We start from the raw sequence: 22,776 nt of genomic DNA on the forward strand, positions 1-22,776 counted from the left end.
TGTCAGTTCCTCACCTGTTTCACGATCAAATAGTCCCAAGCCCCGAGCACGGCGCGCTGCCCTCCGGGTTCCGCCCTTGGGCGCACTGACTGCCATGACCCGTCGGGCAATGGGACCTCCACGGTGCCGTCACCCAGGTTGAAGGCGCAGAACAGCGTCTCGGTTGCGTTTGCGCGGGTGAAGCTCAGCAAGTCGCCATCGGCGCGCAGATCCGTTTGCGTACCGGTTTGCAACGCAGTATGAGCCCCGCGCAGCGCGATGGCACCCCGGTAATGGTGCAGCATCGCACCAGGGTCCTGTTCCTGTCGGTCCACCGCCACTTCGGCATGAACCGAGCTGACCGGAAGCCAGCTTTTGCCGTTGCCGAACCCGGCATTTTCCGCCTGGCTCTGCCAGACCATGGGGGTGCGGCAGCCGTCGCGACCCTTGAATTCGGGCCAGAACTCGATGCCATACGGGTCTTGCAGATCCTCGAAACTCACATCCGCCTCGGGCAGGCCCAACTCCTCACCCTGATACAGACAGACCGAACCGCGTAGGCACATCATCAGCGTGGTGTAGCAGCGCAGCGCCGCGTCGCTTAAACCCCAGCGGCTGGCATGGCGCTTCACATCGTGGTTCGAAAAGGCCCAGCAGGCCCAGCCATCGGGTGCTGCGGCTTCGAGGTCGTCGAAAACCCCGGCAATAAACGCCGCTGTGGCGCGCCGGCCTTCCAGAAACTCGAACGCGTAACACATATGCATACGCGCGGCGCCCGCGGTGTATTGCCCCATGATCTCAAGCCCGCGTTGGGCGTCGCCCACCTCGCCCAGACAGGCACGGGCATCATAGGCATCGGTCAGCGCCCGAAGCCGTTCCAGAAATGCCAAGTTTTCGGGCTGGCTTTTGGAATAGAGGTGGTCCTGATGGTTATAGGGGTTCACCTGCGGTGCGATGCTGTCATTGCGGTCTTCAAGCGGCAGGGGTGGGTTGTCGCGCAGTTCCTTGTCGTGGAAATAGAAGTTGATCGTGTCCAGTCGGAACCCGTCCACGCCGCGATCCAGCCAGAACCGGGCCACGTCCAGAAGCGCTTCCTGAACCTGAGGTTCATGGAAATTAAGGTCCGGCTGCGAGGTCAGGAAGTTGTGCAGGTAGTATTGCCGCCGCCGCGCGTCCCACTGCCAGGCTGAGCCACCGAAAATCGCCAGCCAGTTGTTGGGCGGCGTTCCATCGGGTTTCGGATCGGCCCAGACATACCAGTCGGATTTCGGGTTTTCGCGCGACGCCCGGCTTTCGGTAAACCACGGATGCTGATCCGAGGTATGGGACAGGACCAGATCGATCATCACTTTCAGCCCAAGTTCATGGGCGCGGGCCAGCAGCGCATCAAAATCCGCCAAAGTTCCGAACATCGGATCGACATCGCGATAATCGCTGACGTCATAGCCGAAATCCTTCATGGGCGATTTGAAGAAGGGCGAGATCCAGATCGCATCTACGCCAAGCGAAGCGACATATTCCAGCCGCTGCGTGATCCCGTCCAGATCGCCGATGCCGTCGCCATTGCTGTCCTGAAAGCTGCGTGGATAGATCTGATAGATCACCCCGCCGCGCCACCAATCCGAGGCGGTTTCGACCGGAACACCCGGTTGAGGAGCCATTTGAGCGTTCATGAATTTACCCTATTTGACAGAGCCGGCCAGCAATCCGCGGACCAGGTATTTTTGCATTGCGAAGAAGACCAGCAGCGGCACGGCAATCGACACGAAAGCCGCCGTGGCAAGGATTTCCCAGTTGCCCCCGCGCGTGCCCATCAGCTCGACGATCTGCGCGGTCATCACCGTGGTTTGGCCCGAGGCGTCGATCAGGAACACCTTGGCAACAAGCAGGTCATTCCAAGTCCACAGGAACTGAAAGATCGCGAACGAGGCCAGTGCCGGAAAGCTCAGCGGCAAGATGATCTTAGTGAAGATCTGAAAATCCGTGGCCCCGTCCACCCGCGCATTTTCGATGATGTCGCGCGGCAGACCGGCCATGTAGTTCCTGAGCAGGTAGATTGCCAGCGGCAGCCCGAACCCGGTATGAGCCAGCCAGATACCCAGATAGCTTTTGCCGATCCCCACTCCAAGATGCAGTTTCAAAAGCGGGATCAGCGCCAGTTGCAACGGCACTACCAGCAGGCCCACCACCGCCGCGATCAGTAGCGCGCGGCCGGGAAAATCCATCCAGGCCAGAGCGTATGCGGCAAAGGCGGCGACCAGAATGGGGATGATCGTGGCGGGGATGGTCACCGTCAGCGTGTTGAAGAACGCTTTGGTCATTCCGTCCGAATTGGCCGGATCGAACAGGATGTTTTTGTAATTCTGGAAGGTCAGTTCGGGCGACGTAGTTGCAGTCACAAAGACACGCGGGCCGCGCTTTCCTTCGAAGGCCTCACTGTTCACCAACCGGTAGGCGCCATCGGCCTGCACGGTAATCTCACCCCCGCGCCGCAGTTCGGCGGTTTCCCCCGGTGTATAGGCGTCGATTTCGCGCGAGGACACGCCCCAAACCGAAATTCCTGCCTTGGGACTGTCGCCAAAGAGGTTGCCCTCGATCACATACATGTCGCCTTGTTCAACCTGGGTATCGGGCGGTGCGGTGCGCAGGGTCAGGTTCTGTTCCGAGGGGAACATCGCGCGCCACCAGCCGCTTGTCGCGATCTGGTCCGCGGTGCGGAAGGACGACACGAACAGACCGAATGTCGGGAACAGCCAGAGGCAGACAAGGCCCAGCACGCAAAGATTGACGATCCAGACCAGTGCCGATCTTGAGCCAGCGATATTGTTCATCTCGGCACTCCCTATTTCATCTCTGCGCGCGCGTTGCGCACATTCCAGACCAGGATTGGCATCACCAGGATCATGATCACGATGGCCGAGGCCGACCCCACGCCCCAGTCATTGGCGCGGAACAGCTTGTCGAACATGTAATTGGCGAGAACCTGCGTCTCCCATTGCCCGTTGGTCATGGCAAAAACGATGTCGAAGACCTTGAGCACGGTGATCGTGATCGTGGTCCAGACCACCAGAATGGTGTTCTTGATCTGCGGCACCTTGATCTTAAAGAAGATCTGGAACGGGTTGGCGCCATCGACGATGGCCGCCTCGACCGTTTCTTCGGGGATGCCGCGCAGGGCGGCGGACAGGATCACCATGGCAAAGCCGGTCTGAATCCAGATCAGCACGATCATCAGGAAGAACGAGTTCCAGAACGGGGTGGTCAGCCAGGTCTGCGGTTCGGCCCCGCCCAGCGCCAAGTAGATGGCGTTCAGCACGCCGATCTGGTCCTGCTCGACGGGTCGCGTGTCATAAACCAGCTTCCAGATCACCGCCGCGCCGACAAACGAAATCGCCATCGGCATGAAGATCAATGATTTTGCCAGATTGCCCCAGCGAATCCGGTCGGTCAGCTGTGCGGCCAGCAGGCCAAAACCGGTGGACATTGCAGGCACCACGATCAGCCATAGCATGTTGTTCCGCATGGCCTCCCAGAACTTCGGCTCCTGCATCATCTGCTGGTAGTTCTGCAGCCCAACCCATCTATAGCCACCGCCGGTTACCCGCTCGGTCAGCGATAGGCGCAGGGTTTCGAAAACCGGATAGGCGAGATAAATGCCAAGCGCGAATAAAGCAGGAAACAGAAACAGCCAGGGTCGGATCAAGTTTGCACGGTTGATGTTGCGCCCTGCGTTTGGTCCGCGTGGCGGGTAGAGAATCTTGTCGAGAAACTGGTTGGAGAGGTAGAAATAGCCGATACAACCGACCACTCCGATCACGATGGTCAAAAGACCCTGCAGCGCTGGGCTCATCTCTCATGCTCCGGGAAGAGGAAAGGGGTGGGGCAGCCCGGTTGATCCCGGATTGCCCCTGCTCATGAGTGAGTGGGGGTTATTGCAGCGCGTCCCAGGAGGACTGAATTTCGCTTGCCACATCCTGCGCGGATTTCCCGCCCGTATAGTCGACCATCCCGGTCCAGAACGTGCCTGCGCCCACGGCCCCAGGCATGAGATCGGACCCGTCAAAGCGGAACGTGGTGGCACCCAGCAGAATGTCGCCCAAACCTCTCAGGGTATCATCTTTGTAAGCATCTGGGTTCACGCCCTTGTGCGGGGTCAGAAAGCCGGTCTGCGCCATCATGACCTCATGGGCGAGGGGTTGTTGGAGGAACTCCATGAATACCATCGTCGCATCAGACGGGTTCGTGACCGCCATCAGAGTGCCACCACCCAGGACCGGTTTGCCCAGATCCATGTCGGCATAGGCCGGCAAATAGAAGAAATCGGTGTCCAAACCGAACTCGACACCCTCAGGGAAGAAGGCCGGTACAAACGACGCCTGACGATGCATGTAGCATTGAGGCGGAGACGAAAAGAGACCCTTAGGACTGTCGCGGAAGTCGGTCGATGCAACCGCGCCCGCACCGCCTGAAACCTTGGCATCGTCACGCACAAACCAACCGAATTCGTCGATTGCCGCAATGACGCGCGGATCGTCAAACGGGATTTCGTTCTTTGTCCACTGGTCATAAACTTCAGGCGGCTGCGTGCGCAGCATCATGTCCTCGACCCAGTCGGTAGCGGGCCAGCCTGTCGCTGCGCCGGAACCCAATCCGATGCACCATGGCGTCTCGCCATCCGCGACCATCTGTTCGGTCAGTTCTTTCAGTTCTTCCATCGAGGCCGGCACTTCGTAACCCGCATCCTCGAAATTCTCGGGGTTGTACCAAACCAGCGACTTGACGTTGACGTTGTAAAAGAACCCGAACATCTGGTCGTTGCCGTCTGCGTCGGCATATGTTCCCAAATCGACCCAGGATTCGCCGGCTGCATAATTGTCAGCAACCCACTTGGCCATGTCTTCGCCCAGCGGTGCCAGCTGCCCCTTTGAAGCCATGACCGCCGCCAGCCCGGGTTGCGGGTAGACTGCAACGTTCGGGGCCGATCCGGCCTCGGCATCGATAACGATCTGCTGCTCGAAACTGTCCGAGCCCGTGTAGATCACGTCAGCCCCGGTTGCCTGCTCGAAATAGGCCAGCATGTTGTTGAAATTGCCATCCTCTGGGGTCAGCCACGGCCCATATACGGTGACAGTTTGACCGGTCAGATCAGGTGCAGATTCAGCCCAGGCGTTGTAGCTGTCCCAGCTAAAGGGACCTTCGCCCGGCGGGTAGATCAGCTCACCTTCCGCCTGCGCCGCCCCGGCCATCAGGGCAAACGTTGCGGCACCTGCATATAGTGCGTGTTTCATAGCTTCACCTCCCGACTGCATTTGCGCTCAAACGACTCATCTCTCAAAGCGCTTTGGTAATTATTGTTTATCCGCTAACATTAGGGGTCCTGTCAATGATCTGTTTTCGGCACTTCGAAAATCTCATATTTTATGGAGGTTTTGGTCAGATTGGCGAAAAATGTTGACGAAAGACCGATTTGCCCACAAAACATGTTCTAGGATATGTTTGAAAGCGCTTTGAATCCGATATGAACCTGAAAGCCCTCGCCAAAAAACTGCAACTGTCGCAGACCACCGTCAGCCGTGCGTTGAACGGCTACCCCGAAGTGAGCGAGGCAACACGACGGCGTGTGGAAGAAGCCGCGCGCGAACATAACTATCGCCCCAACAGCCGCGCCAAGGGGCTGGCAACCGGGCGGGCGATGGTGATCGGCCATGTGATCCCGGCCTCGACCCAGCACGAGATGGTCAATCCGGTATTTGGTGATTTTGTCGCCGGCGCCTCGCGCGCCTATGCAACCTTCGGCTATGACATGATGTTCACCCGCGTCGATGACGGGGATGAGGAGCAGGTCTATCACGCGCTGGTCGCGAAGGGTTCGGTCGACGGGGTCATCCTGCAGGGTCCCCGGGTGAACGACGCGCGTATCCCGCTGCTCAACCGCATTGGATTACCCTTTATCGTGCACGGCCGCTCTTCGGGGATCGAGGAAAGCTATGACTGGGTGGATGTGAACAACAAACGTTCGTTCCAGCGGGCGACGAAATTTCTGATTGATCTGGGGCATCGCCGAATTGCACTGATCAACGGGCTGGAGCAGATGGATTTCGCGCACCGCCGCCGCGAAGGCTATGTCGAAGCGTTGAAGTCGGCTGGAATAGAGCCTAATCCTGCCCTGATGCGCAGCGCCGAGATGACCGAGGTCTACGGCCACCATGAGACCCGCGCGATGCTGAAGATGGAGGATCCGCCCACCGCGATCCTCGCCGCGTCGATGATCTCGGCCATCGGCGTGCGCCGGGCCATCGACGAGGCGGGGCTGACGCTTGCGCGCGACGTGTCGGTCATTACCCATGACGATGATCTCTCCTATCTGCGCAACGGCTCGGACGTTCCGATCTTCACCGCCACTCGATCTTCGGTGCAGCACGCTGGTGAGATCCTGTCTCGCATGCTGATCGAAAAGATCGAGCAACCCGATGCGCCCAACCAGAACCACATGTTGGAGGCTGAGCTGGTGGTTGGCCGCTCGACAGGACCAGCACCGGAGACGAGACGATGATGCGCCACTCACGGCAGGACTTTCCACTTGGCTTTACATTTGGCACAGCCACCTCAGCCTATCAGATCGAAGGTCACGCGTTGGGCGGTGCCGGGCAGACCCACTGGGACAGCTTCGCCGCTACACCGGGCAACGTGGTGCGCGCGGAAAACGGCGCGCGGGCCTGCGAGCATTTTCTGCGCTACGAAGAAGACCTTGATCTGGTAGCGGCGGCAGGGTTTGACGCCTACCGCTTTTCCACCAGCTGGGCGCGGGTACTGCCCGAAGGGCGAGGTGCGGTGAACGTCGAGGGGCTGGATTTCTATGATCGTCTGGTCGACGCGATGCTGGCCCGTGGGATCAAGCCGCTTGCGACGCTCTATCACTGGGAGCTTCCCTCACCGCTGGCGGATCTGGGTGGATGGCGCAATCGTGACATCGCTGGTTGGTTCGCCGATTTCGCCGAGATCATCATGGGCCGGATCGGCGATCGGGTGCACTCGGTCGCACCGATCAATGAGCCGTGGTGCGTAGGCTGGTTGAGCCATTTCCTTGGCCATCATGCACCCGGCCTGCGCGACATTCGCGCCACCGCCCGCGCCATGCATCACGTGATGCTGGCGCATGGCAGCGCCATTCAGGCAATGCGTGCGCTGGGCATGGACAACCTTGGTGCGGTATTCAATCTGGAATGGGCCGAACCCTCCAATGCCTCGCCCGAGGCGCGGCGCGCGGCCGATCTATATGACGGCTATTACAACCGCTTTTTCCTGAGTGGGGTGTTCAAAAAGTGCTACCCTGAGCATGTGCTCGCCGGGCTGGGGTCGCATATGCCCGAGAACTGGCAAGACGATTTCGACATCATCGGTACGCCGGTCGACTGGTGTGGCATCAACTATTACACTCGCAAGCTCATCGCGCCCGATGACGGGCCCTGGCCGCACCATCACGAGGTGCCGGGCCCGCTGCCCAAAACACAGATGGGGTGGGAAATCTATCCGCAGGGCCTGTATGATTTCCTCAGGCGCACGGCGCAGGACTACACCGGCAACCTGCCGATCTTTGTGACCGAAAACGGCATGGCCAATGATGACAGCCTCAAAGATGGCGCAGTGCCGGATCAGATGCGGATCGACTATCTGAACGAACATCTGAATGCGGTCAAAGCCGCCATCGCGGATGGCGTTCCGGTCGCGGGCTATATGGTCTGGTCATTGCTGGACAATTACGAATGGGCGTTGGGATATGAAAAACGTTTCGGTCTGGTGCATGTGGATTTCGAGAGCTTGACGCGCACGCCCAAGGCTTCTTACCACGCGTTGGCGGCGATGCTGCGCTAGGCCGCGCGGCACACGTCCTTGCGAGCGGTGTGTAACACCTCTTTGCTTTGCGCCGATGCGCCCCATTTGTTAGTCAAACCTGACACGACATCGGGGGTACCATGAGTCGATTTTTCAAAGACCCGGACGCGATTGCCGCGCTTTCGCCCGAGGAATTCCACGTCACCCAACGCAGTGGCACCGAACGCCCCGGAACCGGCAAACACCTTAGCAACAAGGAGCCGGGTATCTATGTCTGCATCGTATCGGGCGAGCCGCTGTTTGCCTCGGCGCACAAGTACGAATCCGGCTGCGGCTGGCCCAGCTTTACCAAACCCATCGAACCCGCCCATGTGCAGGAGTTGGAAGACAAGACGCTGGGCATGATCCGCACCGAAGTGCGCTCGACCCATGGCGACAGCCATCTGGGCCATGTCTTTCCGGACGGGCCGCGCGAACATGGCGGGCTGCGCTACTGCATCAACTCGGCCTCGCTGCGCTTCATCCATCGCGATGAGATGGAGGCGGAAGGCTATGGGGATTACCTGGACCAAGTGGAGGATATCGCATGAGGACCGAACGTGCCGTTCTGGCAGGCGGATGTTTCTGGGGAATGCAGGACCTGATCCGCAAGCTACCCGGAGTATCCAAGACACGCGTCGGATATACCGGTGGGGATGTGCCCAACGCCACTTACCGCAATCACGGCACCCATGCCGAGGGGATCGAGATCGTCTTTGATCCCGCGGTGATCAGCTATCGCGATCTGCTGGCCTTCTTTTTTCAGATCCACGACCCCACAACGCCAAACCGGCAGGGCAACGATATCGGCCTCAGCTATCGCTCGGCGATTTTTTACGAGGACGAGGCGCAGAAGCAGACGGCGATCGATACCATCGCTGACGTGAACGCCTCGGGTCTCTGGCCCGGTGTGGTGGTGACTGACGTGGAGCACGTTGGTGAATTCTGGGACGCCGAGCCAGAACATCAGGACTATCTGGAACGTGTCCCCAACGGCTATACCTGCCACTTCCCACGCCCCGGCTGGGTGTTGCCGAAACGCGTGGATGCCGCTGAATAGACTCTATTTCAGCCTGAGGCCACGCGCGGTCGCCCGCTGGCCTCGACTGTCAGGGTTGCCTCGACAAACACATCGCGGGCCTCAACGCGGGCGGTGCGGACATCGCGCGCAACCAGCAGGCGGATATCCTCGGCCCCTGCCGCGCGCGCTTCAGCCTCGGCGATGTCCCGCAGCTTGTCCTCAAGCATCGACATGGCCGCATCAGGATCGCCGAAATCACGCGGCCCGCTGTCCAGATGTACCCGGTATTTGCCCTCTGACGGCGAGGTGACGACGCCGCTGCGGCGAAAAGTTACGCGACCCACCACCGCGCCGATTGCATTCGCGACACCCGCATATTCCGGCAGCACCATCCGGCAGCGCAGGCGCTTGCCGACTGCCGGATAGTAGGTCGGAGCCGAGGCGCCCAACCCGATCACATCCACGTTCAGCGCCGCATCAAGCGCAAGCAGCCCGCGATGCGCCAACAGCCCTTTGCGGGTCAGGACATGGCGCGCCAATGTGCTGGCTGGGATGCCAAATTCCGATTCTTCTTCGGCAAAGGCGGCTTCCAGCAAGGTTTCCACCGTCTGTTCGGTCAACTGATCGACGATCATCCGGGCCAGATCATGGGGAGTTTCTGCCAGCCGGTTGCCCGAGCCAACCCGCTTGCGCGCAAACAGCGTCAGCGCCTTTTCAGCCGCTTCTTTGTCCCAGGAAGACAGTGTGCCAAGAACATGACAGGCATCCGAGGGCGTCACGCCGCAAACCTGCACCACCCCGCGATCCACCAATCTGTTAAGCGCCGCATGATCCATCCGCGTCCGCAACAGCGCACCCAGCGGATGCACCACATTGCCGATCCGGTCCAGCAACGCCTGTTCTCGCGCGCCGAGTCCATCGGTATCCAAACCCGGCACGGCGCGGACAAAGCGGGCGTCATGTTCGCCCGGTGTGGTGGCCCGTAGCTGAACCTCAAGGCTGTCATGCACCAGTTTAGGGGCTTCGCGCGCGATGAGCGCAATCGGCAGCACCCGGCGCGGGCCAAGCTGGACGCCTCCGCGCAACCCTTCTGCCTGCACGTGTACCTGGCTGTCACCGCCCAGCCCGCTGGTGCGCATCGCAACCGCCTCGACCATGGTGCGGAACCCTCCCACCCGCGCGCCTGCCGGGTCGATGGCGGGCTTGCCGTCGCGGATCAGGGCGACATCCGTGGTCGTGCCGCCAATATCCGAGACCAGCGCATCCTGCGCGCCGGTCAGCCAGCGCGCGCCGACGATCGAGGCTGCCGGCCCGCTGAGAATGGTCTCGATCGGTCGCGCCCGCGCCTGTTCGGCCGACATCAGCGCGCCGTCGCCGCGCACCACCATCATCGGCGCGGTGATGCCCAACTCGCCCAGCACATCCTGCGCCCGTCCGATCAAACGGTCGATCATGCCGATCAGTCGCGCATTCAACACCGCGGTCACCGCCCGTTTCGGCCCGTTCAGCTTGGCCGATAGCTGGTGCGAGCAGGTCACCGGCGCGCCGGTGCGTTCGCGTATGATGCGCGCCGCTTCCAACTCATGCGCCGGATTGCGGGTGGCGAACTGCGCCGCGACCGCATAGCCGGATACACCGTTTTCAGTCTCTAAAAAGGCAAAAAGCGCATCCTTGTCGAAGGCTGTGGCCTCATTGCCCGCATGGCTGTGCCCGCCCGCAACCACCAGCGCCGGATCGCCCTTCAGGGCGTCACGCAAACCATGCCGATCCAGATCGCTTTCGCGGAACCCGATATAGATCAAGGCGACCCGCCCACCTTGGCCTTCGACCAGCGCGTTGGTGGCAAGAGTGGTCGACAGCGACGCCATCGATATCTGATCCGCGCCGACACCGGCACTGTCCAGCACCGCGCGCACGGCTTCGCCGACGCCAATGGCCAGATCGGACCGCGTGGTCAGCGCCTTGGCGCTTGCCACCACCTCGGTCTCGTCCCGTACCAGCACTGCGTCGGTATAGGTACCACCCGTATCCACCCCCAAAGCTAGGGTCATGCTTGCCTCCCGCATCCTGCGACCCGAGAGGTAGAGCGCGAGAACCCAAACATCCAGCCTGTTTGCGTCATCTATGGCAAGCGCCCGACAGCCCAGGACGCCGCGTCTGACACCGCCGGGTCCGGATCGTTCAACAGGGCCAGCGCCACCGGCTTCAACGCGGCGTTATCCGAATTGCCGATGGCGTAAAGTACGTTGCGCACAAACCGGTCGCGCCCAATCCGCTTGATCGGCGAGCCCGAGAACTTCGCGCGAAATCCGGCATCATCCAGCGCCGCAAGCTCCGCCAGATCGGGGGCGAGCAGATCGTCGCGCGCGGCATAGCGCAGATCGCTGGCGGTTACCGCGAATTTGTTCCAGGGGCAGGCGGCAAGGCAGTCGTCGCAGCCATAGATCCGGTTGCCCAACTTGCTGCGCAAGTCCACATCGACCGGGCCTTTGTGCTCGATCGTCAGGTAAGAAATACAGCGCCGGGCATCCAACTGGTAGGGCGCTGGAAACGCGTCCGTCGGGCAGGCGTCCAGACAAGCGCGGCACGACCCGCACCGATCCGGCTCGGCTGGATCAGTGGGCAGGTCAAGCGTGGTAAAAACAGAGCCTAAAAAGGCCCAATTCCCCCAATCGCGACTGACAAGATTGGTGTGCTTGCCCTGCCAGCCCAGCCCGGCGGCCTGCCCCAAGGATTTCTCCGGCACCGGCGCTGTATCGACAAACACCTTCACCTCGCCACCGGCTTCACCAATCAGCCACCTCGCCAGCCGCTTGAGCCGTTTCTTGACCAGATCGTGGTAGTCCTTGTTCTGCGCATAGACCGAGATCGCGCCTTTGTCTCGCTGCTCTAGAATATCGCGCGGATCGTGATCCGGGGCATAACTTTCGGCCAGCATGATCACGGTTTTCGCCTCGGGCCACAAAGCTTGCGGATCGCCGCGCCAATGCGTTCGCTCGGCCATCCAGCCCATTTGCCCGTGATACCCGGCCTCGACAAACTGCGCCAATCGCCCCGGCACTTCGGGCACATCCCATGGCCGGCAAAGGCGGCAGGAGACGAACCCCTCGGTCCGGGCCTGTTGCACCAGTCTTGCCTTTAACCCAGGTCCGATTTTCATCTGGCTAAAATATCTACCGCGTTGCCTTGGTCAACACCTGTTCCCGAGGCCAGCGCGCGCGAAGTGGAACCCCCTCGGTTTCGTGGCCGACTACGCGCTATATCTCTCTGGCCGTTCGAGGGCCTCTTCTCCTTGGACGCGGTCAGTCATAGCTGAGCGACAGGGTTTTCGACATTGGCAGCGACTGGCAGGTCAGGATCGCCCCGTTTGCAATGTCCGCGTCCTCCAGCGCCATACGGGCGCGCATGTGGACCTCGCCTTTGGTCAACTTGGCGCGGCAGGCGCCGCAAACTCCAGACTGGCAGGAAAAAGGGGGTTTCAGTCCGGCGGAATTGGCCGCTTCGAGAACCGTTTTCCCCTTGGCCACGTTGATTGAGTGTTGAAAGCCGTCCAGCGTGATCTCTGCCGTTGCGGCCATGCCTTCGACGCTGGCGTCAAGCTCTGCCGCGCCGCCATAGCTTTCCATGTGGATGCGTATTGCGGGCACGTCGAGCGACATGAGTGCGGCCTTCACCGCCATGTTCATCCCACCCGGCCCACAGATGTAATACTGCGCATCCTGCGCATAGGGCGGGTTCTCGGCGATCAGCGCCTCGATCGCGGGTTTGTCGATGATGCCCTTGCGCCAGTAGTTGGCAGAAGACCAAAAGCCTGGTTTGGAAAAGATGTGGTGGATCGTCATCCGGTCGGGGTTCGTTTCCCGAACGGCGTTCAGCTCATCCTGCAACAGAATGGATTTTTCATTGGTGTTGCCATAGGCCAGATGAGCGAAGGAGCTGGGCTCTGCTGCCATGACCGCGCTGAGCATCGCATAAAGCGGAGTGATGCCCGAGCCCGCTCCAAAGAAGTAATGCGTGCGTCGCGCCGTCGCGCCGGGATCGAGGCAAAACCCACCAAAGGGTGGCATCACGTCGATCACGTCACCTTCTTGTACATTGTCATTGATGTAGTTGCTGATCACGCCATCCCTGACACGCTTCACGGTGATCCGCAGCGGATCACCGGAAAAGGGCGACGAAGAAATCGAATAGCTGCGGCGATGGTTCTCTCCGTTTACCGTGAAGCGGAACGACAAATGCTGGCCTGGTCGCCAAGCGAAGGTTTCGCGCAGCGCTTCGGGCACATCGAACATGACCGTCCTGGCCTTGCTGCCGATTTCGTCGCGGGTGTCCAGAACGGTCAGAGGGTGGAAATCGCGCAGGTTCAATTGCTTACTCCCAACCATTCAAGAACGACCCTTTGATGGTCCAGAACCGGGCTTTCGCCGACGGCGGCGGGACCGGTTTCGAAATAGGGGGATTTCAGCGATTTCTGCTGCTGCTCACAGGCATAGACGTCCTCGCCGGTGAAGTCGCCCGCGACCATCGGGTCGTCCTCGCTCATCGCGTCATGGTCCGCGTATTTTCCACTGAGGCCGAACTTGGTCCAGAACATCGAGGATTTCATCGCCTGCTTGGAAAACTCCCAGCCGGAACTGTTCGAGACCCGTCCCCGGTTGCTGACCCGGGTCAGTTCCGGGCCGAGTGGTTCGATGATGAAAATGTTCCAGCCGTCTTCTGATCCGGCCAACCCTATGCCAGGGAACAGCATCGGCACCCAGGCGCCGTTCATATCCTTGGGGATCACCCGCGGCGCAATCAGCTTGCTCTCCTGATTCTTCAGAAAGTCGCCCACTGGTGGCTCCCAAAACACATAGTGGGGTCCTTCCCAATGGTATTTCGCCGCCTTGTGATCGTACATCTGCAGCGTGTTCGAATGCAGGTGGCTCAGGTGGTAGACGTCGATATAATTCTCGACCACCACCTTCCAGTTGGCCTTGATCTCGTAGCTGTTGTTCAGCTCTTCATATTCGACCAGTTCTTCGGGAGCATGCGGACCGATATGCGGTTCCACCGGCCCGAACCATTCGGTGATGGTCGGGGCGCCGGGGTCCGGGTGCACAAAGATCATCGATTTCCATATGTCGACCTTGGCGGGTTTCAGACCCAGACAGGATTTGTCGACCTGACCAAACTCTTCGTGCTCTTCGGGCACCGAGATCAGGTTGCCTTCCAGGTCATAGGTCCAGTCGTGATAGGGGCAGGTCAGTGCCTTTTGTGTCTTGCCGACGGCGCGGATCAACTGCGTGCCCCGGTGGCGGCAGATATTGTGGAAGGCGCGCAGGCGGCGGTCGCGGCCCATCACGACGAATATATTGTTCAGCCCGGCCTGAACGGTAATGAACTGGCCGGGTTCGCTGACATCCTCCATGAATCCCGCATACCGCCAGGTTTTCGAGAAGATGTCGCGCATTTCGCGATCGAACCACTCCTGCGAGGAATAAGCATCAACAGGCAGCAGGTGCAGCATTCGGGTCATTTGGGTACTCCTCAGGTGGCCGGATCAGGCCGGAACTGGAAAGAAATCAAGGGTGACAAGCATCAGGCCCAGCACGATCCAGGCGATCTGGATCAGCCAGAACAGGACCGGGTCCTCGGCTCGTGTCACGTCAGAAATCAGGAAGGCATGGCCCGAGTAGAAGTTCGGGATCGTCCAATAGAGGAACAGTAGCCCCCAGAGCGACTGATAGCCCAACGCCGTGGCGATCATCAGCGCCGCGAAGATCAAGTAGTTGAGAGAACGGGCCTGCGTCATGACCCACCGTCCAATCCTTCCAGCAGCTTACGCGCGATGGTTTGCGCGGTCTGCGTCCAGCCATGCGGCATATCCAAAGGCGCAAGAGACGCCACATTCAGATAAAGCGCTACGATGCCATGGGCCGCGGCATTGATCGCGTGATCGCCGGCTTGCGGGTTGTCTTGACGCAGAACTCTGGCGATCGCCGCCTCGAACCCCAACAGGGACTCGCGACAAGCGGTGCGCAGGTCCGCGTCTTCGGCGGCGCGTGCTGTCAGTGCGGCGAAGGCCAGCACCATGTCCGGTGACGACCCGGTCGTGTCTGAAAACAGATATTCCACCAAGGCCGCTCCGGGCGCGTCCCCGGGCAAGGCGGCGATCAACGCCTCGGTCTGTTCGGCAAAGCTGTGCAGAACATGATCCTGCAGTGCCGCGATCATGTCTTCCCGGTTGCCCAAGTGATGCCGGATCAATGGTCGGGTCAGCCCGGCCTCGGCTGCGATCTGGGTCAGAGAGGCGCCCTCCAACCCAAAGCGTGCCACACATCGAACCAATGCCTGCATCACCTGCGCATAGCGTTCGTCGCGGTTTGAAGGACGCCCAGCCATGTCAGTTCCAGTATTTCAGCCGCAACGTCGACCCAGCCGTCTCGCCGGTGGCGACAGCCGCGTCTTCGAATTTTGACGGCAGGCCACGGCGTCCCATGGCGGCAAAGGCATAGCCCTCGGTCGGCACCTCGCCATTCATACCCAGATCGCCGTCCAGATCTTCGTCATGCAGGGCGGCAAAGGCATAAGTTCCGTGGGGTAGGTCGTGAAAGGTGACCGAAACCTTTGTGTTGGCAGCTGGGATTTGGGCCAGCGCGACAGCTTTGGCCACGTCCATCGCCTCAAAGGCGTCGGCCTGATCAAAGGCTGCCACGATCACCGCGCCATTCCCATTGCGAACCCCGTCGACGGTTACCGAAAGCGGCGCGGTTTCAACCGCTTGGGCGAAGGCCGCGCAGCTGGTAGCAGCGGTAAGAGCCGTGAGTGAGAGGAGTTTGAAAGATCGCATCTAGTCACCTTAAGTTGTCAGCCATGACAGCATTTAGGCGCGTATGCATTAGTTGTCAATAGAGACAGCTTATTGTTTGGAAAGCACCCCTGCACGAGCGTACCTAGCCGGCTGTTGCTGTAGCGGAAGCCTTGCACCGCTCGGCCATCTTTTCGGGATGAAAGGTCAGCCCCCCGAACAAAGCCTGCGCCCAGTGCAAGGCTCCGGATGTCAGCAGGAACACCTCGGGTATGATCACCCATTCTCCGATCCATGCGCCGCCAGACCTTTCGTGTTCATGCAAGGTGAACTCTCCGAACTGTTCGGCTTTCTGTCGGCCAAGACGGGAAACCGCTTCCATGAACTCGGAGGCTCGCTGATTGCGCTTGTGGTGCATGGAAGAGGACGCGCCCTTGCCGTTCGCAGACGCCTCCGAGGCTTCGGCAATATCGGACGATGACAGCAGATTGACGTTGTGAGCGATCTTGCAGAGTGTGGCGCACAGGGCACCCAGAGCGGTCACTACATCTGCAATCCCGTCCCGCGCGTTTTGCCAATGGGGCGCTACAACACCGAGCCCGAGCCGTTTCGCAACTGCGGCTTTGACCCGTTCTCCTGACCCATTCTCATAGCCGCGCAGATCTCCGACCGGGCCACCGACCTGCACGTTGAGCCCACGATTGGCCGCCTGTTCCAAGGCCTCAACGCGCCGTACCAGTTCCGAACGCCACACAGACAGCTTGGTTGTCAGTTGCATGGGGACAGCGTGCTGTCCATTCGTGCGCCCCAGAAGCATGGTCGAAGGGTGGGCACGCATATGGCTGTCCAGAAGACCGATCAATTGACCCGTAAAGGTCCCTACCTCGGTCAGGCCGAGGTTCATCTGCATGACCATCGCGGTATCCATGATGTCCTGCGTGGTCGCCTTGTGGTGCACGTGGCAGCCATGCTCTCCCACCAGTGCCCGAAGCTGTTTCACCAGTCCAACGATGGGCCGCCCGACAAGCTCCATCTCGGTGGCCAGAGCGTCTATGTCCAGATCAGAGATGCTGATCGTTTCGACGGCGGCCGCCGCATCCAATGGGATCAGAGTCAGATCGGCCTGACAGCGGGCGAGAGTCTGTTCGACTTTCAGCCAGGCGGAGATCGTTGCGTGTTCGGACCAGATCATCCGCATTTCCGCGGAAGAGAAGCAATTGCGGTAGATACGGAAGTCAAGCATCGCCAAGCCCTCCCTCGGCGATACGGCGTTCTTTCATGATCGACCGGATGCGAAATCCCATGGCGGCAAGTCCGAGCAGCAGAAAACTGGCGGCGATGGGGCGTTCAACGAAGATCAGCGCGCCGCCATCGGACATCAGCAAAGACTGCCGGAGTGTTTCCTCGGCCCCTTTGGCCAGCACGAACGAGATCACGAAAGCCGCGACGTTGAAGTCAAACTTGCGCATTAGCCAGCCGACGAACCCGGCTACAGTCATGACGGTGACATCGAACATCGACCCACGGGCGGAATATGCAGCGACAAAGGCGGTCAGGAAGATCAAAGGGTACAACACGTTTACTGGAACCTTCAGGATCAGGCGCGCAACCTGCGTGGCGCCGAAATAGCCGATGATCCCATAGGCGAAGATACCCAGCATCCCGCAGGCAAAGAGTTGATAGACCAGTTCTTTGTCCGTGAGGAACAGCGTGGGACCGACCTGAATGCCGTGGATCAGAAAGACGCCAAGCAGGATGGCTCCGATGGTCGAGCCCGGAATGCCGAGGGTCAGAAGCGGTGCCATCGACGGGCCAGACACCGCGTTGTTGGCGGCCTCAGGCGCGGCAACGCCTTCCAATGCGCCCTTGCCCCATTGTTCGGGGTTCTTGGCGCGACGCTTGCCTTCACCATACGAGATGAACGCCGCGATGGCCGAGCCAAGACCCGGCAGAACGCCGATACCGGCGCCGATGAATCCGCCGCGAATGACATGCGGGATACAGGGTTTGAATTCCTCATAGGTGAGGGTGTGCCCGCTTGGATCGCTTTCGTTTTCCCTGACCTCGCCCTTGGCTTTCTTGCGCTCTTCAAGCTGCGCAAAAACTTCGCCAAGAACAAAAACACCGATCATGAGCGGCACCAGACCGATGCCATTGGACAGTTCGAAAGAGCCGAACGTGTACCGCTCCTCGCTCGAGATCGGATCGAGACCGACCATGGCCACCAGGATGCCAAGCAGGGCCGAGATCAGACCTTTGGTAACGGATTTACCGATCACCGAACCGATCACCACGAAGGCAGCGAAATAGATGGCAAACGTTTCTGGTGGTCCGAGTTTCAATGCGATGGCGGCGATGAATCCAACACCGACCACGAGCATTATATCGCCCATGAAATCGCCGATAACCGACGAGATCGTTGCCACCTTCATCGCTTTTCCGGCTTTGCCTGCGCGGGCCAGCGGATAGCCATCGATCTGCGTTGCGGCACTTGCCGCTGTACCGGGAGTGTTGAACAGGATCGCGGCAACCGAGCCGCCGTAGCGCCCGGATTTGCCAATCACGTAGAGAAACGCCAGCGCGAAAAGAGGTGGCATGTAAAAAGTGATGGGCAGAAGCATCGCAATGGCTGCGGATGCGGTAAGCCCGGGCGTGGCGCCAACGATCATGCCGACAGCGGCGGCCAGGACGATTGCGAACAGAAGTGTCGGATCGGTGATGACCGACAAAAGGGCGGGAAAGATCTCCATCGGTTTACCCCCGAAACCAGTCGAGCAGGTCGAACACTTCGCCATAAGGCGGAAAGACACCGAGCAGCTCGAAGAAAATGATGTGGAAGATGAGCGGGCAGACGACCACAGATGCGGCCATCCCGATCCAGTTACGGACGCCGAAGATATAGAGAACCACCGGCGCAACGATGGCCGTGGGCAGGACATAGCCAAACCAGCGGAAGGATTGCTGATAGATCAGTGCAACGGCAAACAGGATCAGAATATCCAGGGTACCTGTGCCACCCCCTTCGGCGACATCGTGGCCTGTCTGCGTGGCACGCAACCCGCCCAGCAGCAGCAGGCCCGACAGTGCCAGCAAGGCAACCGAGGCTGCGAAAGGCACAATCCCTGCCCATGTGTCGCCGGGGCTTGCCGCCGGCACCTGCCAGGCACCCCAGATCGCGACCAAAGAAAACAGGGCGAGTACAATTCCTTCGACCACATCTCGCATGGCGTCCTCCCTAGGAAATAGGTGCGATGAGTCGGGTGGTCCGGATTTGAAACCGGCCCACCCGGCACCCGCCTCAGTTGTTCAGGTTCTGAACCAATGGAGCGGCATCCGCTTGCATCGCGGTCAATGCGGCCCTTGCATCGGCCCCGTTGGCAAAAACCGGCCCGGTGCCGCGTTCGGCCAAAAGCTCTGCAAACTCAGGCTTGGCGGCGATCTCTGCCAGCGCCGTTTCCATGGTGGAAATGACTTCGGCCGGCGTGTCCTTGGGTGCGAACACGATTACCGGAGACGATACTGCTGCGAACGGAACGCCCAACTCGCCGAAGGACGGAACATCGGACATGATGGTGTCCCGGTCGGCGCTGTTGACGGCCAGAGCGCGCAACTGCTCTTCAAAGCCTCGAAGCTGCTGCACACCGAGGAACCCAAAATCGGCCTGTTCACCGATCAGCGCGGCGCGGGTCGGTCCGCCACCTTTGAAGGGGACGTCCTGTGCCTCGATCCCGTTGTTTGCAAGGAAGCCCAGACCGCCCACGTGATGGAACCCGCCACGACCGGAATGGGCCCAACGCAGCGAACCGGGGTCCGCTTTTGCCGCGTCAATGATATCCTGTACGGACTGATAGGGGCTGTTGACCGGTACCATGAGCGAGGTACGCAACTGACCGACCTGCGCAACGAAGTCGAAGCTGTCCAGCGCGTCGATCTTGGTGTCGCGCGTCATGGTCGAAAGCAGGAACGATCCACCCGAGGTCATCATCATCGTGTATCCGTCGGGCCGGGCTCCAACCACGGCGTTGGCGCCGTTGAGGCCACCCGATCCGGGCTTGTTCACGACGACGACCGGTACGTCCAGCACACCTTCTGCAGCGGCGGAGATAGCGCGCGCATAGGCGTCAGTACCGCCCCCGGCTTTATAGGGCACGACCAGGTTGATGGGGCGTTTGGGCCAGTCAGCCGCGTAACCGCTGGCCGTGGTCGCAACCAGCGCGGCTGCTGCCGTTATCGCACCAAGGAATGCTCTGCGTTTCATTTGGGCTCCTCCAAAATAGTGACGCAGCCTTTCTAGCAGGTGCTTAGATTGTGATTTCTGCAAATATAGCATCTAATGCTGCAAAATGGTAAAGAGTCGAGATCATGAACATCAAAGCTCTTCGGGCCTTTCGTCATGCCTTTTCCGAAGGCTCCGTTGCCGCGGCGTCTGAGGTCATGCATCTAAGTCAGCCTGCCATCAGCAGATTGATCAGCGGTCTGGAGGCAGAGCTGAAGCTCAAGCTCTTCGATCGGAGCGGACGCAGTCTCTCTCCTACTACAGAGGGGATCGCGTTCTATCGGGAAGCCGGCCGCATCCTCGATAATCTCGATGAAATCCCCCGGATTGCAGGGGAAATCCGGGCAGGCCGAACGGAGAGCCTCAGAATCGTGACGATGCCAAGGATCGCCCAGTTCCTGTCCGCCCCGGCCGTCGCGCAATTCATTCAAGATCACCCAGACGTCAACGTAACCCTCGATGTGCGTGCCCGTCGCGAGGCCGGAAAATGGCTGGCCGGGCAGGAATATGATATCGGCATCGCGGCCCTGCCGGTCAGCCATCCGGATATTCGGACGACACCTCTTGTCCGTGTCAGGGCCTTGGTGATTCTGCCTAAAAGCCATCCATTGTCAGATGCGGATCATGTGACTGCCGATCAGCTCGCAAATGACACGATCATTCGACTGATGCACGGGCTGCTGCTGCGCGATCAGCTTGACGACACGTTCAACTCGGCTGGCGTGACGCCGCACAAAACGCACGAAGTGTCTTCGTCGCAACTGGCCTGTGCTCTGGTCGCGGAGGGCGCGGGGATCACAATTGCGGACGAAATGGTTGCCCACCAATTCCGCGACCGGATCGCAGCGGTTCCAATTGAGCCCGAGAAATGGATGACATTTGGCTTGTTGTTGCCGAAGACGCAGAAGCACAACGAAGCGGCAGATCGATTCCGAGAAATTCTGACCTGGCATGTCGACCGCGTATGCTCGTCGAGCGAAACCATGCACAGTCTAACCCGAAGGCCAGATGGTTGAACTGGTTTCCACCGGTGCCTTGCTGGGCGCGAATTCCACTATCCGCTGCTGATCGTCCAGGCTGTAGACGTAGCCAATAGTGGCAAGTAACTCTCGGATCTGGTTTGACCGCAGGCCAAGAGGACGCAGACAGCGCCTCTGCCGCTCAACATCAAAAATCCAGATCGGCGTAATGGGCAGGCGGGCGGAAACCGGGGATCTGATCGGCCAGGATCGAGCGGAAGGCAGGGCGGGACTTGATCTTGGCGTACCAGTCCTTGACCGGCTGGCTGCGGTGCCAGTCCACATCCGAGATATAGTCCAGCGACGACAGATGCGCAGCGGCGGCGAAATCGGCAAGCGACATGGCATCGCCCGCCAGCCAGCGACGGTGATCCAGCAGCCAGGTCATGTAATCCAGGTGGTATTTGATCGCCTTGGCGCCGTCCTTGACATTGCGGCTGTCGGGATAGCCCTGCTTGGTGACCTTCTTGTTCACCCGCTCATAAAGCAGTTTTGCGGTCACCTCGTGATGAAACTTGTCGTCGAACCAGCTGATCAGTCGCCGGACCTCATAGCGGCCTTCGGCGGTTTTTGGCATCAGGGCCGGTTCCGGGCGGGTCTCTTCGATATATTCGCAGATCGCCGCGCTTTCGGCCATCATCCGTCCATCCAGTTTCAACACCGGAACCTTGCCCGCAGGATTGCGGCGCATAAAATCAGGGTCACGCTCCCAATAGCGTTCTTCGATCAGTTCGACCTCGATCTTCTTTTCCGCCAGCGACAGGCGGACTTTCCGGCAGAAGGGCGAGAGGGAAACATGAAACAAGCGCGCCATGGTATTCCAATTTCAAAGATAACAGGGTGGACCAGAGATGCCTTGCCGCGCGACGTTTTTCAATCCTCGAAACACGCGGCGCGCCCGTCTGCGCGAATCGTGGCCGCTCCATCCATGATCGAGGCGGTGCGACGGCGCACAAAACTGGTTGGTTTCGAGGCAGAGCGTGTCTTGGGAGCGGGCAGCACCGCTGCAATGCGCGCGGCCTGCAGCGGGCTCAGATCCTGTGCATCCACCTTGAAATAGGTTTGCGCCGCCGCTTGCACCCCAAAGACGCCTTCATCCATTTCGGCCACGTTCAGATAGACCTCGACGATACGCTGCTTTGACCAGACGGCTTCGACCGCCGGGGTCAGCGCGGTTTCCAGCGCCTTGCGAACCCAGCTGCGGCCCTGCCAAAGAAAGACGTTTTTGACCACCTGTTGCGACAAGGTCGAGGCACCGCGCGTGCTGCCATCTTCAATCGCATCGCGGATCGCCTCGACATCAAATCCCCAATGCAGGCAGAAATTGGCATCCTCGGCCGCCACGACCGAGCGGGCCATAACCGGTGAGATCTGTTCAATCGTCACCCATTCGCGATCCACGGACCCCAACCGGCGCCATTCCGACCAGATCGTATGGGTGACGGGCGGGTTCACAAAGGCGAAGAGAAAGATCAGCGCCGTAAACAGGGCCACCACCGCCAGACCGGCGCGCACCACAATAGTACCCACCCTATTGAGGAGGGATTTGCGGGCTTTCTGGCGCGATTTGCTCGATTTTTTGCCGGATTTACGGGCTGCCTGTTTCGCCATGGAGGGATGTATAGGCGAGCGCCGCGCGTCTGCAAAGGTGATCTTGTGGAAGAAGAGCTTGTTTCACACTTGATGAAGTGGAGCACCTATGTAGGAGAGCGGCTCCCAAGAATTGCACAAGCTGACCTCCGGCCTAAGGTTTTGGGTGACGGCAATGCGGACAAGACCTCAGGAACCGATCAGTTTCTACAGTGTAGCCGGGAGGTCT

The 22,776-nt window shown here is 60.0% G+C and carries 22 protein-coding genes; 5 read left to right on the forward strand and 17 right to left on the reverse strand.

Features of this window, described 5'->3' with window-relative positions:
- Positions 1 to 2: 2 nt before the first annotated feature.
- From AB1E33_RS24495 to AB1E33_RS24510, 4 genes are all read right to left on the reverse strand, one after another.
- Positions 3 to 1,652: an alpha-amylase family glycosyl hydrolase gene (locus AB1E33_RS24495; RefSeq protein ID WP_372579868.1), complete on the reverse strand. Its 1,650-nt coding sequence runs from the start codon at positions 1,650 to 1,652 to the stop codon at positions 3 to 5.
- A 9-nt stretch (positions 1,653 to 1,661) separates the two neighbouring features.
- Complete coding sequence (locus AB1E33_RS24500) at positions 1,662 to 2,810, reverse strand: carbohydrate ABC transporter permease (protein WP_372579869.1); 1,149 nt, start codon at positions 2,808 to 2,810, stop codon at positions 1,662 to 1,664.
- An 11-nt stretch (positions 2,811 to 2,821) separates the two neighbouring features.
- Positions 2,822 to 3,829 (reverse strand): carbohydrate ABC transporter permease, encoded by a 1,008-nt coding sequence (locus tag AB1E33_RS24505; RefSeq protein WP_372579870.1) that lies wholly within the window; start codon positions 3,827 to 3,829, stop codon positions 2,822 to 2,824.
- Between the two features lie 79 nt (positions 3,830 to 3,908).
- Entirely contained in the window at positions 3,909 to 5,267 is a 1,359-nt protein-coding gene (locus AB1E33_RS24510; RefSeq protein WP_372579871.1) for an ABC transporter substrate-binding protein, read from the reverse strand.
- 230 nt (positions 5,268 to 5,497) lie between these two features.
- Between AB1E33_RS24510 and AB1E33_RS24515 the strand changes: the two genes are divergently transcribed.
- The 4 genes from AB1E33_RS24515 to msrA all read left to right on the forward strand — a co-directional run bounded on the left by AB1E33_RS24515 (position 5,498) and on the right by msrA (position 8,911).
- Positions 5,498 to 6,532 carry a LacI family DNA-binding transcriptional regulator gene (locus AB1E33_RS24515; protein WP_372579872.1) on the forward strand — a complete coding sequence of 345 codons (1,035 nt, stop codon included), beginning with the start codon at positions 5,498 to 5,500 and terminating at the stop codon, positions 6,530 to 6,532.
- A complete protein-coding gene (locus AB1E33_RS24520) occupies positions 6,529 to 7,851 on the forward strand; it encodes a GH1 family beta-glucosidase (protein ID WP_372579873.1) in 1,323 nt (440 codons plus the stop codon). Before AB1E33_RS24515 ends, AB1E33_RS24520 begins: the two co-directional genes overlap by 4 nt.
- Before the next feature lie 101 nt (positions 7,852 to 7,952).
- A complete protein-coding gene (gene msrB, locus AB1E33_RS24525) occupies positions 7,953 to 8,402 on the forward strand; it encodes a peptide-methionine (R)-S-oxide reductase MsrB (protein WP_372579874.1) in 450 nt (149 codons plus the stop codon).
- Positions 8,399 to 8,911 carry a peptide-methionine (S)-S-oxide reductase MsrA gene (gene msrA, locus AB1E33_RS24530; protein ID WP_372579875.1) on the forward strand — a complete coding sequence of 171 codons (513 nt, stop codon included), beginning with the start codon at positions 8,399 to 8,401 and terminating at the stop codon, positions 8,909 to 8,911. The genes msrB and msrA overlap by 4 nt, the downstream gene beginning before the upstream one ends.
- An 8-nt stretch (positions 8,912 to 8,919) precedes the next feature.
- On the opposite strand, the gene AB1E33_RS24535 is transcribed toward msrA, so the two are convergent.
- The 11 genes from AB1E33_RS24535 to AB1E33_RS24585 form a co-directional block, all read right to left on the reverse strand.
- Positions 8,920 to 10,923, reverse strand: a complete 2,004-nt coding sequence (locus tag AB1E33_RS24535; RefSeq protein ID WP_372579876.1) for a hydantoinase/oxoprolinase N-terminal domain-containing protein — start codon at positions 10,921 to 10,923, stop codon at positions 8,920 to 8,922.
- Positions 10,924 to 10,994: 71 nt separating this feature from the next.
- A complete protein-coding gene (queG, locus tag AB1E33_RS24540; protein ID WP_372579877.1) occupies positions 10,995 to 12,032 on the reverse strand; it encodes a tRNA epoxyqueuosine(34) reductase QueG in 1,038 nt (345 codons plus the stop codon).
- Between the two features lie 142 nt (positions 12,033 to 12,174).
- Complete coding sequence (locus tag AB1E33_RS24545; protein ID WP_372579878.1) at positions 12,175 to 13,239, reverse strand: 2Fe-2S iron-sulfur cluster-binding protein; 1,065 nt, start codon at positions 13,237 to 13,239, stop codon at positions 12,175 to 12,177.
- Positions 13,236 to 14,390 (reverse strand): aromatic ring-hydroxylating oxygenase subunit alpha, encoded by a 1,155-nt coding sequence (locus AB1E33_RS24550; RefSeq protein ID WP_372579879.1) that lies wholly within the window; start codon positions 14,388 to 14,390, stop codon positions 13,236 to 13,238. The genes AB1E33_RS24545 and AB1E33_RS24550 overlap by 4 nt, the downstream gene beginning before the upstream one ends.
- 24 nt (positions 14,391 to 14,414) lie before the next feature.
- Entirely contained in the window at positions 14,415 to 14,666 is a 252-nt protein-coding gene (locus tag AB1E33_RS24555) for a hypothetical protein (protein ID WP_372579880.1), read from the reverse strand.
- Positions 14,663 to 15,256 (reverse strand): TetR/AcrR family transcriptional regulator, encoded by a 594-nt coding sequence (locus AB1E33_RS24560; RefSeq protein ID WP_372579881.1) that lies wholly within the window; start codon positions 15,254 to 15,256, stop codon positions 14,663 to 14,665. Before AB1E33_RS24560 ends, AB1E33_RS24555 begins: the two co-directional genes overlap by 4 nt.
- 1 nt (position 15,257) lies before the next feature.
- A complete protein-coding gene (locus tag AB1E33_RS24565) occupies positions 15,258 to 15,704 on the reverse strand; it encodes a DUF2141 domain-containing protein (protein WP_372579882.1) in 447 nt (148 codons plus the stop codon).
- A gap of 103 nt (positions 15,705 to 15,807) precedes the next feature.
- The gene (locus AB1E33_RS24570) at positions 15,808 to 16,905 is read right to left on the reverse strand and encodes a lyase family protein (protein WP_372579883.1); all 1,098 of its coding nucleotides are present in this window, start codon (positions 16,903 to 16,905) and stop codon (positions 15,808 to 15,810) included.
- On the reverse strand, positions 16,898 to 18,412 hold the full coding sequence (locus AB1E33_RS24575; protein ID WP_372579884.1) for a tripartite tricarboxylate transporter permease: 1,515 nt from the start codon (positions 18,410 to 18,412) through the stop codon (positions 16,898 to 16,900). The genes AB1E33_RS24570 and AB1E33_RS24575 overlap by 8 nt, the downstream gene beginning before the upstream one ends.
- Positions 18,413 to 18,416: 4 nt before the next feature.
- Positions 18,417 to 18,887, reverse strand: a complete 471-nt coding sequence (locus tag AB1E33_RS24580; protein WP_372579885.1) for a tripartite tricarboxylate transporter TctB family protein — start codon at positions 18,885 to 18,887, stop codon at positions 18,417 to 18,419.
- 73 nt (positions 18,888 to 18,960) lie between these two features.
- Entirely contained in the window at positions 18,961 to 19,920 is a 960-nt protein-coding gene (locus tag AB1E33_RS24585; protein ID WP_372579886.1) for a tripartite tricarboxylate transporter substrate binding protein, read from the reverse strand.
- 104 nt (positions 19,921 to 20,024) lie between these two features.
- Here AB1E33_RS24585 and AB1E33_RS24590 point away from each other — a divergent pair, with 104 nt between their 5' ends.
- On the forward strand, positions 20,025 to 20,954 hold the full coding sequence (locus AB1E33_RS24590) for a LysR family transcriptional regulator (RefSeq protein WP_372579887.1): 930 nt from the start codon (positions 20,025 to 20,027) through the stop codon (positions 20,952 to 20,954).
- 151 nt (positions 20,955 to 21,105) lie between these two features.
- Here the strand turns inward: AB1E33_RS24590 and fzlA are convergent, their stop codons facing one another.
- Positions 21,106 to 21,771 (reverse strand): FtsZ-binding protein FzlA, encoded by a 666-nt coding sequence (gene fzlA, locus AB1E33_RS24595; RefSeq protein WP_372579888.1) that lies wholly within the window; start codon positions 21,769 to 21,771, stop codon positions 21,106 to 21,108.
- A gap of 59 nt (positions 21,772 to 21,830) precedes the next feature.
- Positions 21,831 to 22,568, reverse strand: coding sequence for a monofunctional biosynthetic peptidoglycan transglycosylase (mtgA, locus tag AB1E33_RS24600; RefSeq protein WP_372579889.1), 738 nt, complete (start codon positions 22,566 to 22,568; stop codon positions 21,831 to 21,833).
- Positions 22,569 to 22,776 lie beyond the last annotated feature (208 nt).

This window comes from Ruegeria hyattellae, assembly GCF_041537925.1.
Lineage (GTDB): Bacteria > Pseudomonadota > Alphaproteobacteria > Rhodobacterales > Rhodobacteraceae > Ruegeria_C.

Coding starts and splice junctions, on each gene's coding strand:
- AB1E33_RS24495 (WP_372579868.1), bottom strand. CDS start 1,652: ATGAACGCTCAAATGGCTCCTCAACCGGGTGTTCCGGTCGAAACCGCC.
- AB1E33_RS24500 (WP_372579869.1), bottom strand. CDS start 2,810: ATGAACAATATCGCTGGCTCAAGATCGGCACTGGTCTGGATCGTCAAT.
- AB1E33_RS24505 (WP_372579870.1), bottom strand. CDS start 3,829: ATGAGCCCAGCGCTGCAGGGTCTTTTGACCATCGTGATCGGAGTGGTC.
- AB1E33_RS24510 (WP_372579871.1), bottom strand. CDS start 5,267: ATGAAACACGCACTATATGCAGGTGCCGCAACGTTTGCCCTGATGGCC.
- AB1E33_RS24515 (WP_372579872.1), top strand. CDS start 5,498: ATGAACCTGAAAGCCCTCGCCAAAAAACTGCAACTGTCGCAGACCACC.
- AB1E33_RS24520 (WP_372579873.1), top strand. CDS start 6,529: ATGATGCGCCACTCACGGCAGGACTTTCCACTTGGCTTTACATTTGGC.
- msrB (WP_372579874.1), top strand. CDS start 7,953: ATGAGTCGATTTTTCAAAGACCCGGACGCGATTGCCGCGCTTTCGCCC.
- msrA (WP_372579875.1), top strand. CDS start 8,399: ATGAGGACCGAACGTGCCGTTCTGGCAGGCGGATGTTTCTGGGGAATG.
- AB1E33_RS24535 (WP_372579876.1), bottom strand. CDS start 10,923: ATGACCCTAGCTTTGGGGGTGGATACGGGTGGTACCTATACCGACGCA.
- queG (WP_372579877.1), bottom strand. CDS start 12,032: ATGAAAATCGGACCTGGGTTAAAGGCAAGACTGGTGCAACAGGCCCGG.
- AB1E33_RS24550 (WP_372579879.1), bottom strand. CDS start 14,390: ATGACCCGAATGCTGCACCTGCTGCCTGTTGATGCTTATTCCTCGCAG.
- AB1E33_RS24555 (WP_372579880.1), bottom strand. CDS start 14,666: ATGACGCAGGCCCGTTCTCTCAACTACTTGATCTTCGCGGCGCTGATG.
- AB1E33_RS24560 (WP_372579881.1), bottom strand. CDS start 15,256: ATGGCTGGGCGTCCTTCAAACCGCGACGAACGCTATGCGCAGGTGATG.
- AB1E33_RS24565 (WP_372579882.1), bottom strand. CDS start 15,704: ATGCGATCTTTCAAACTCCTCTCACTCACGGCTCTTACCGCTGCTACC.
- AB1E33_RS24570 (WP_372579883.1), bottom strand. CDS start 16,905: ATGCTTGACTTCCGTATCTACCGCAATTGCTTCTCTTCCGCGGAAATG.
- AB1E33_RS24575 (WP_372579884.1), bottom strand. CDS start 18,412: ATGGAGATCTTTCCCGCCCTTTTGTCGGTCATCACCGATCCGACACTT.
- AB1E33_RS24580 (WP_372579885.1), bottom strand. CDS start 18,887: ATGCGAGATGTGGTCGAAGGAATTGTACTCGCCCTGTTTTCTTTGGTC.
- AB1E33_RS24585 (WP_372579886.1), bottom strand. CDS start 19,920: ATGAAACGCAGAGCATTCCTTGGTGCGATAACGGCAGCAGCCGCGCTG.
- AB1E33_RS24590 (WP_372579887.1), top strand. CDS start 20,025: ATGAACATCAAAGCTCTTCGGGCCTTTCGTCATGCCTTTTCCGAAGGC.
- fzlA (WP_372579888.1), bottom strand. CDS start 21,771: ATGGCGCGCTTGTTTCATGTTTCCCTCTCGCCCTTCTGCCGGAAAGTC.
- mtgA (WP_372579889.1), bottom strand. CDS start 22,568: ATGGCGAAACAGGCAGCCCGTAAATCCGGCAAAAAATCGAGCAAATCG.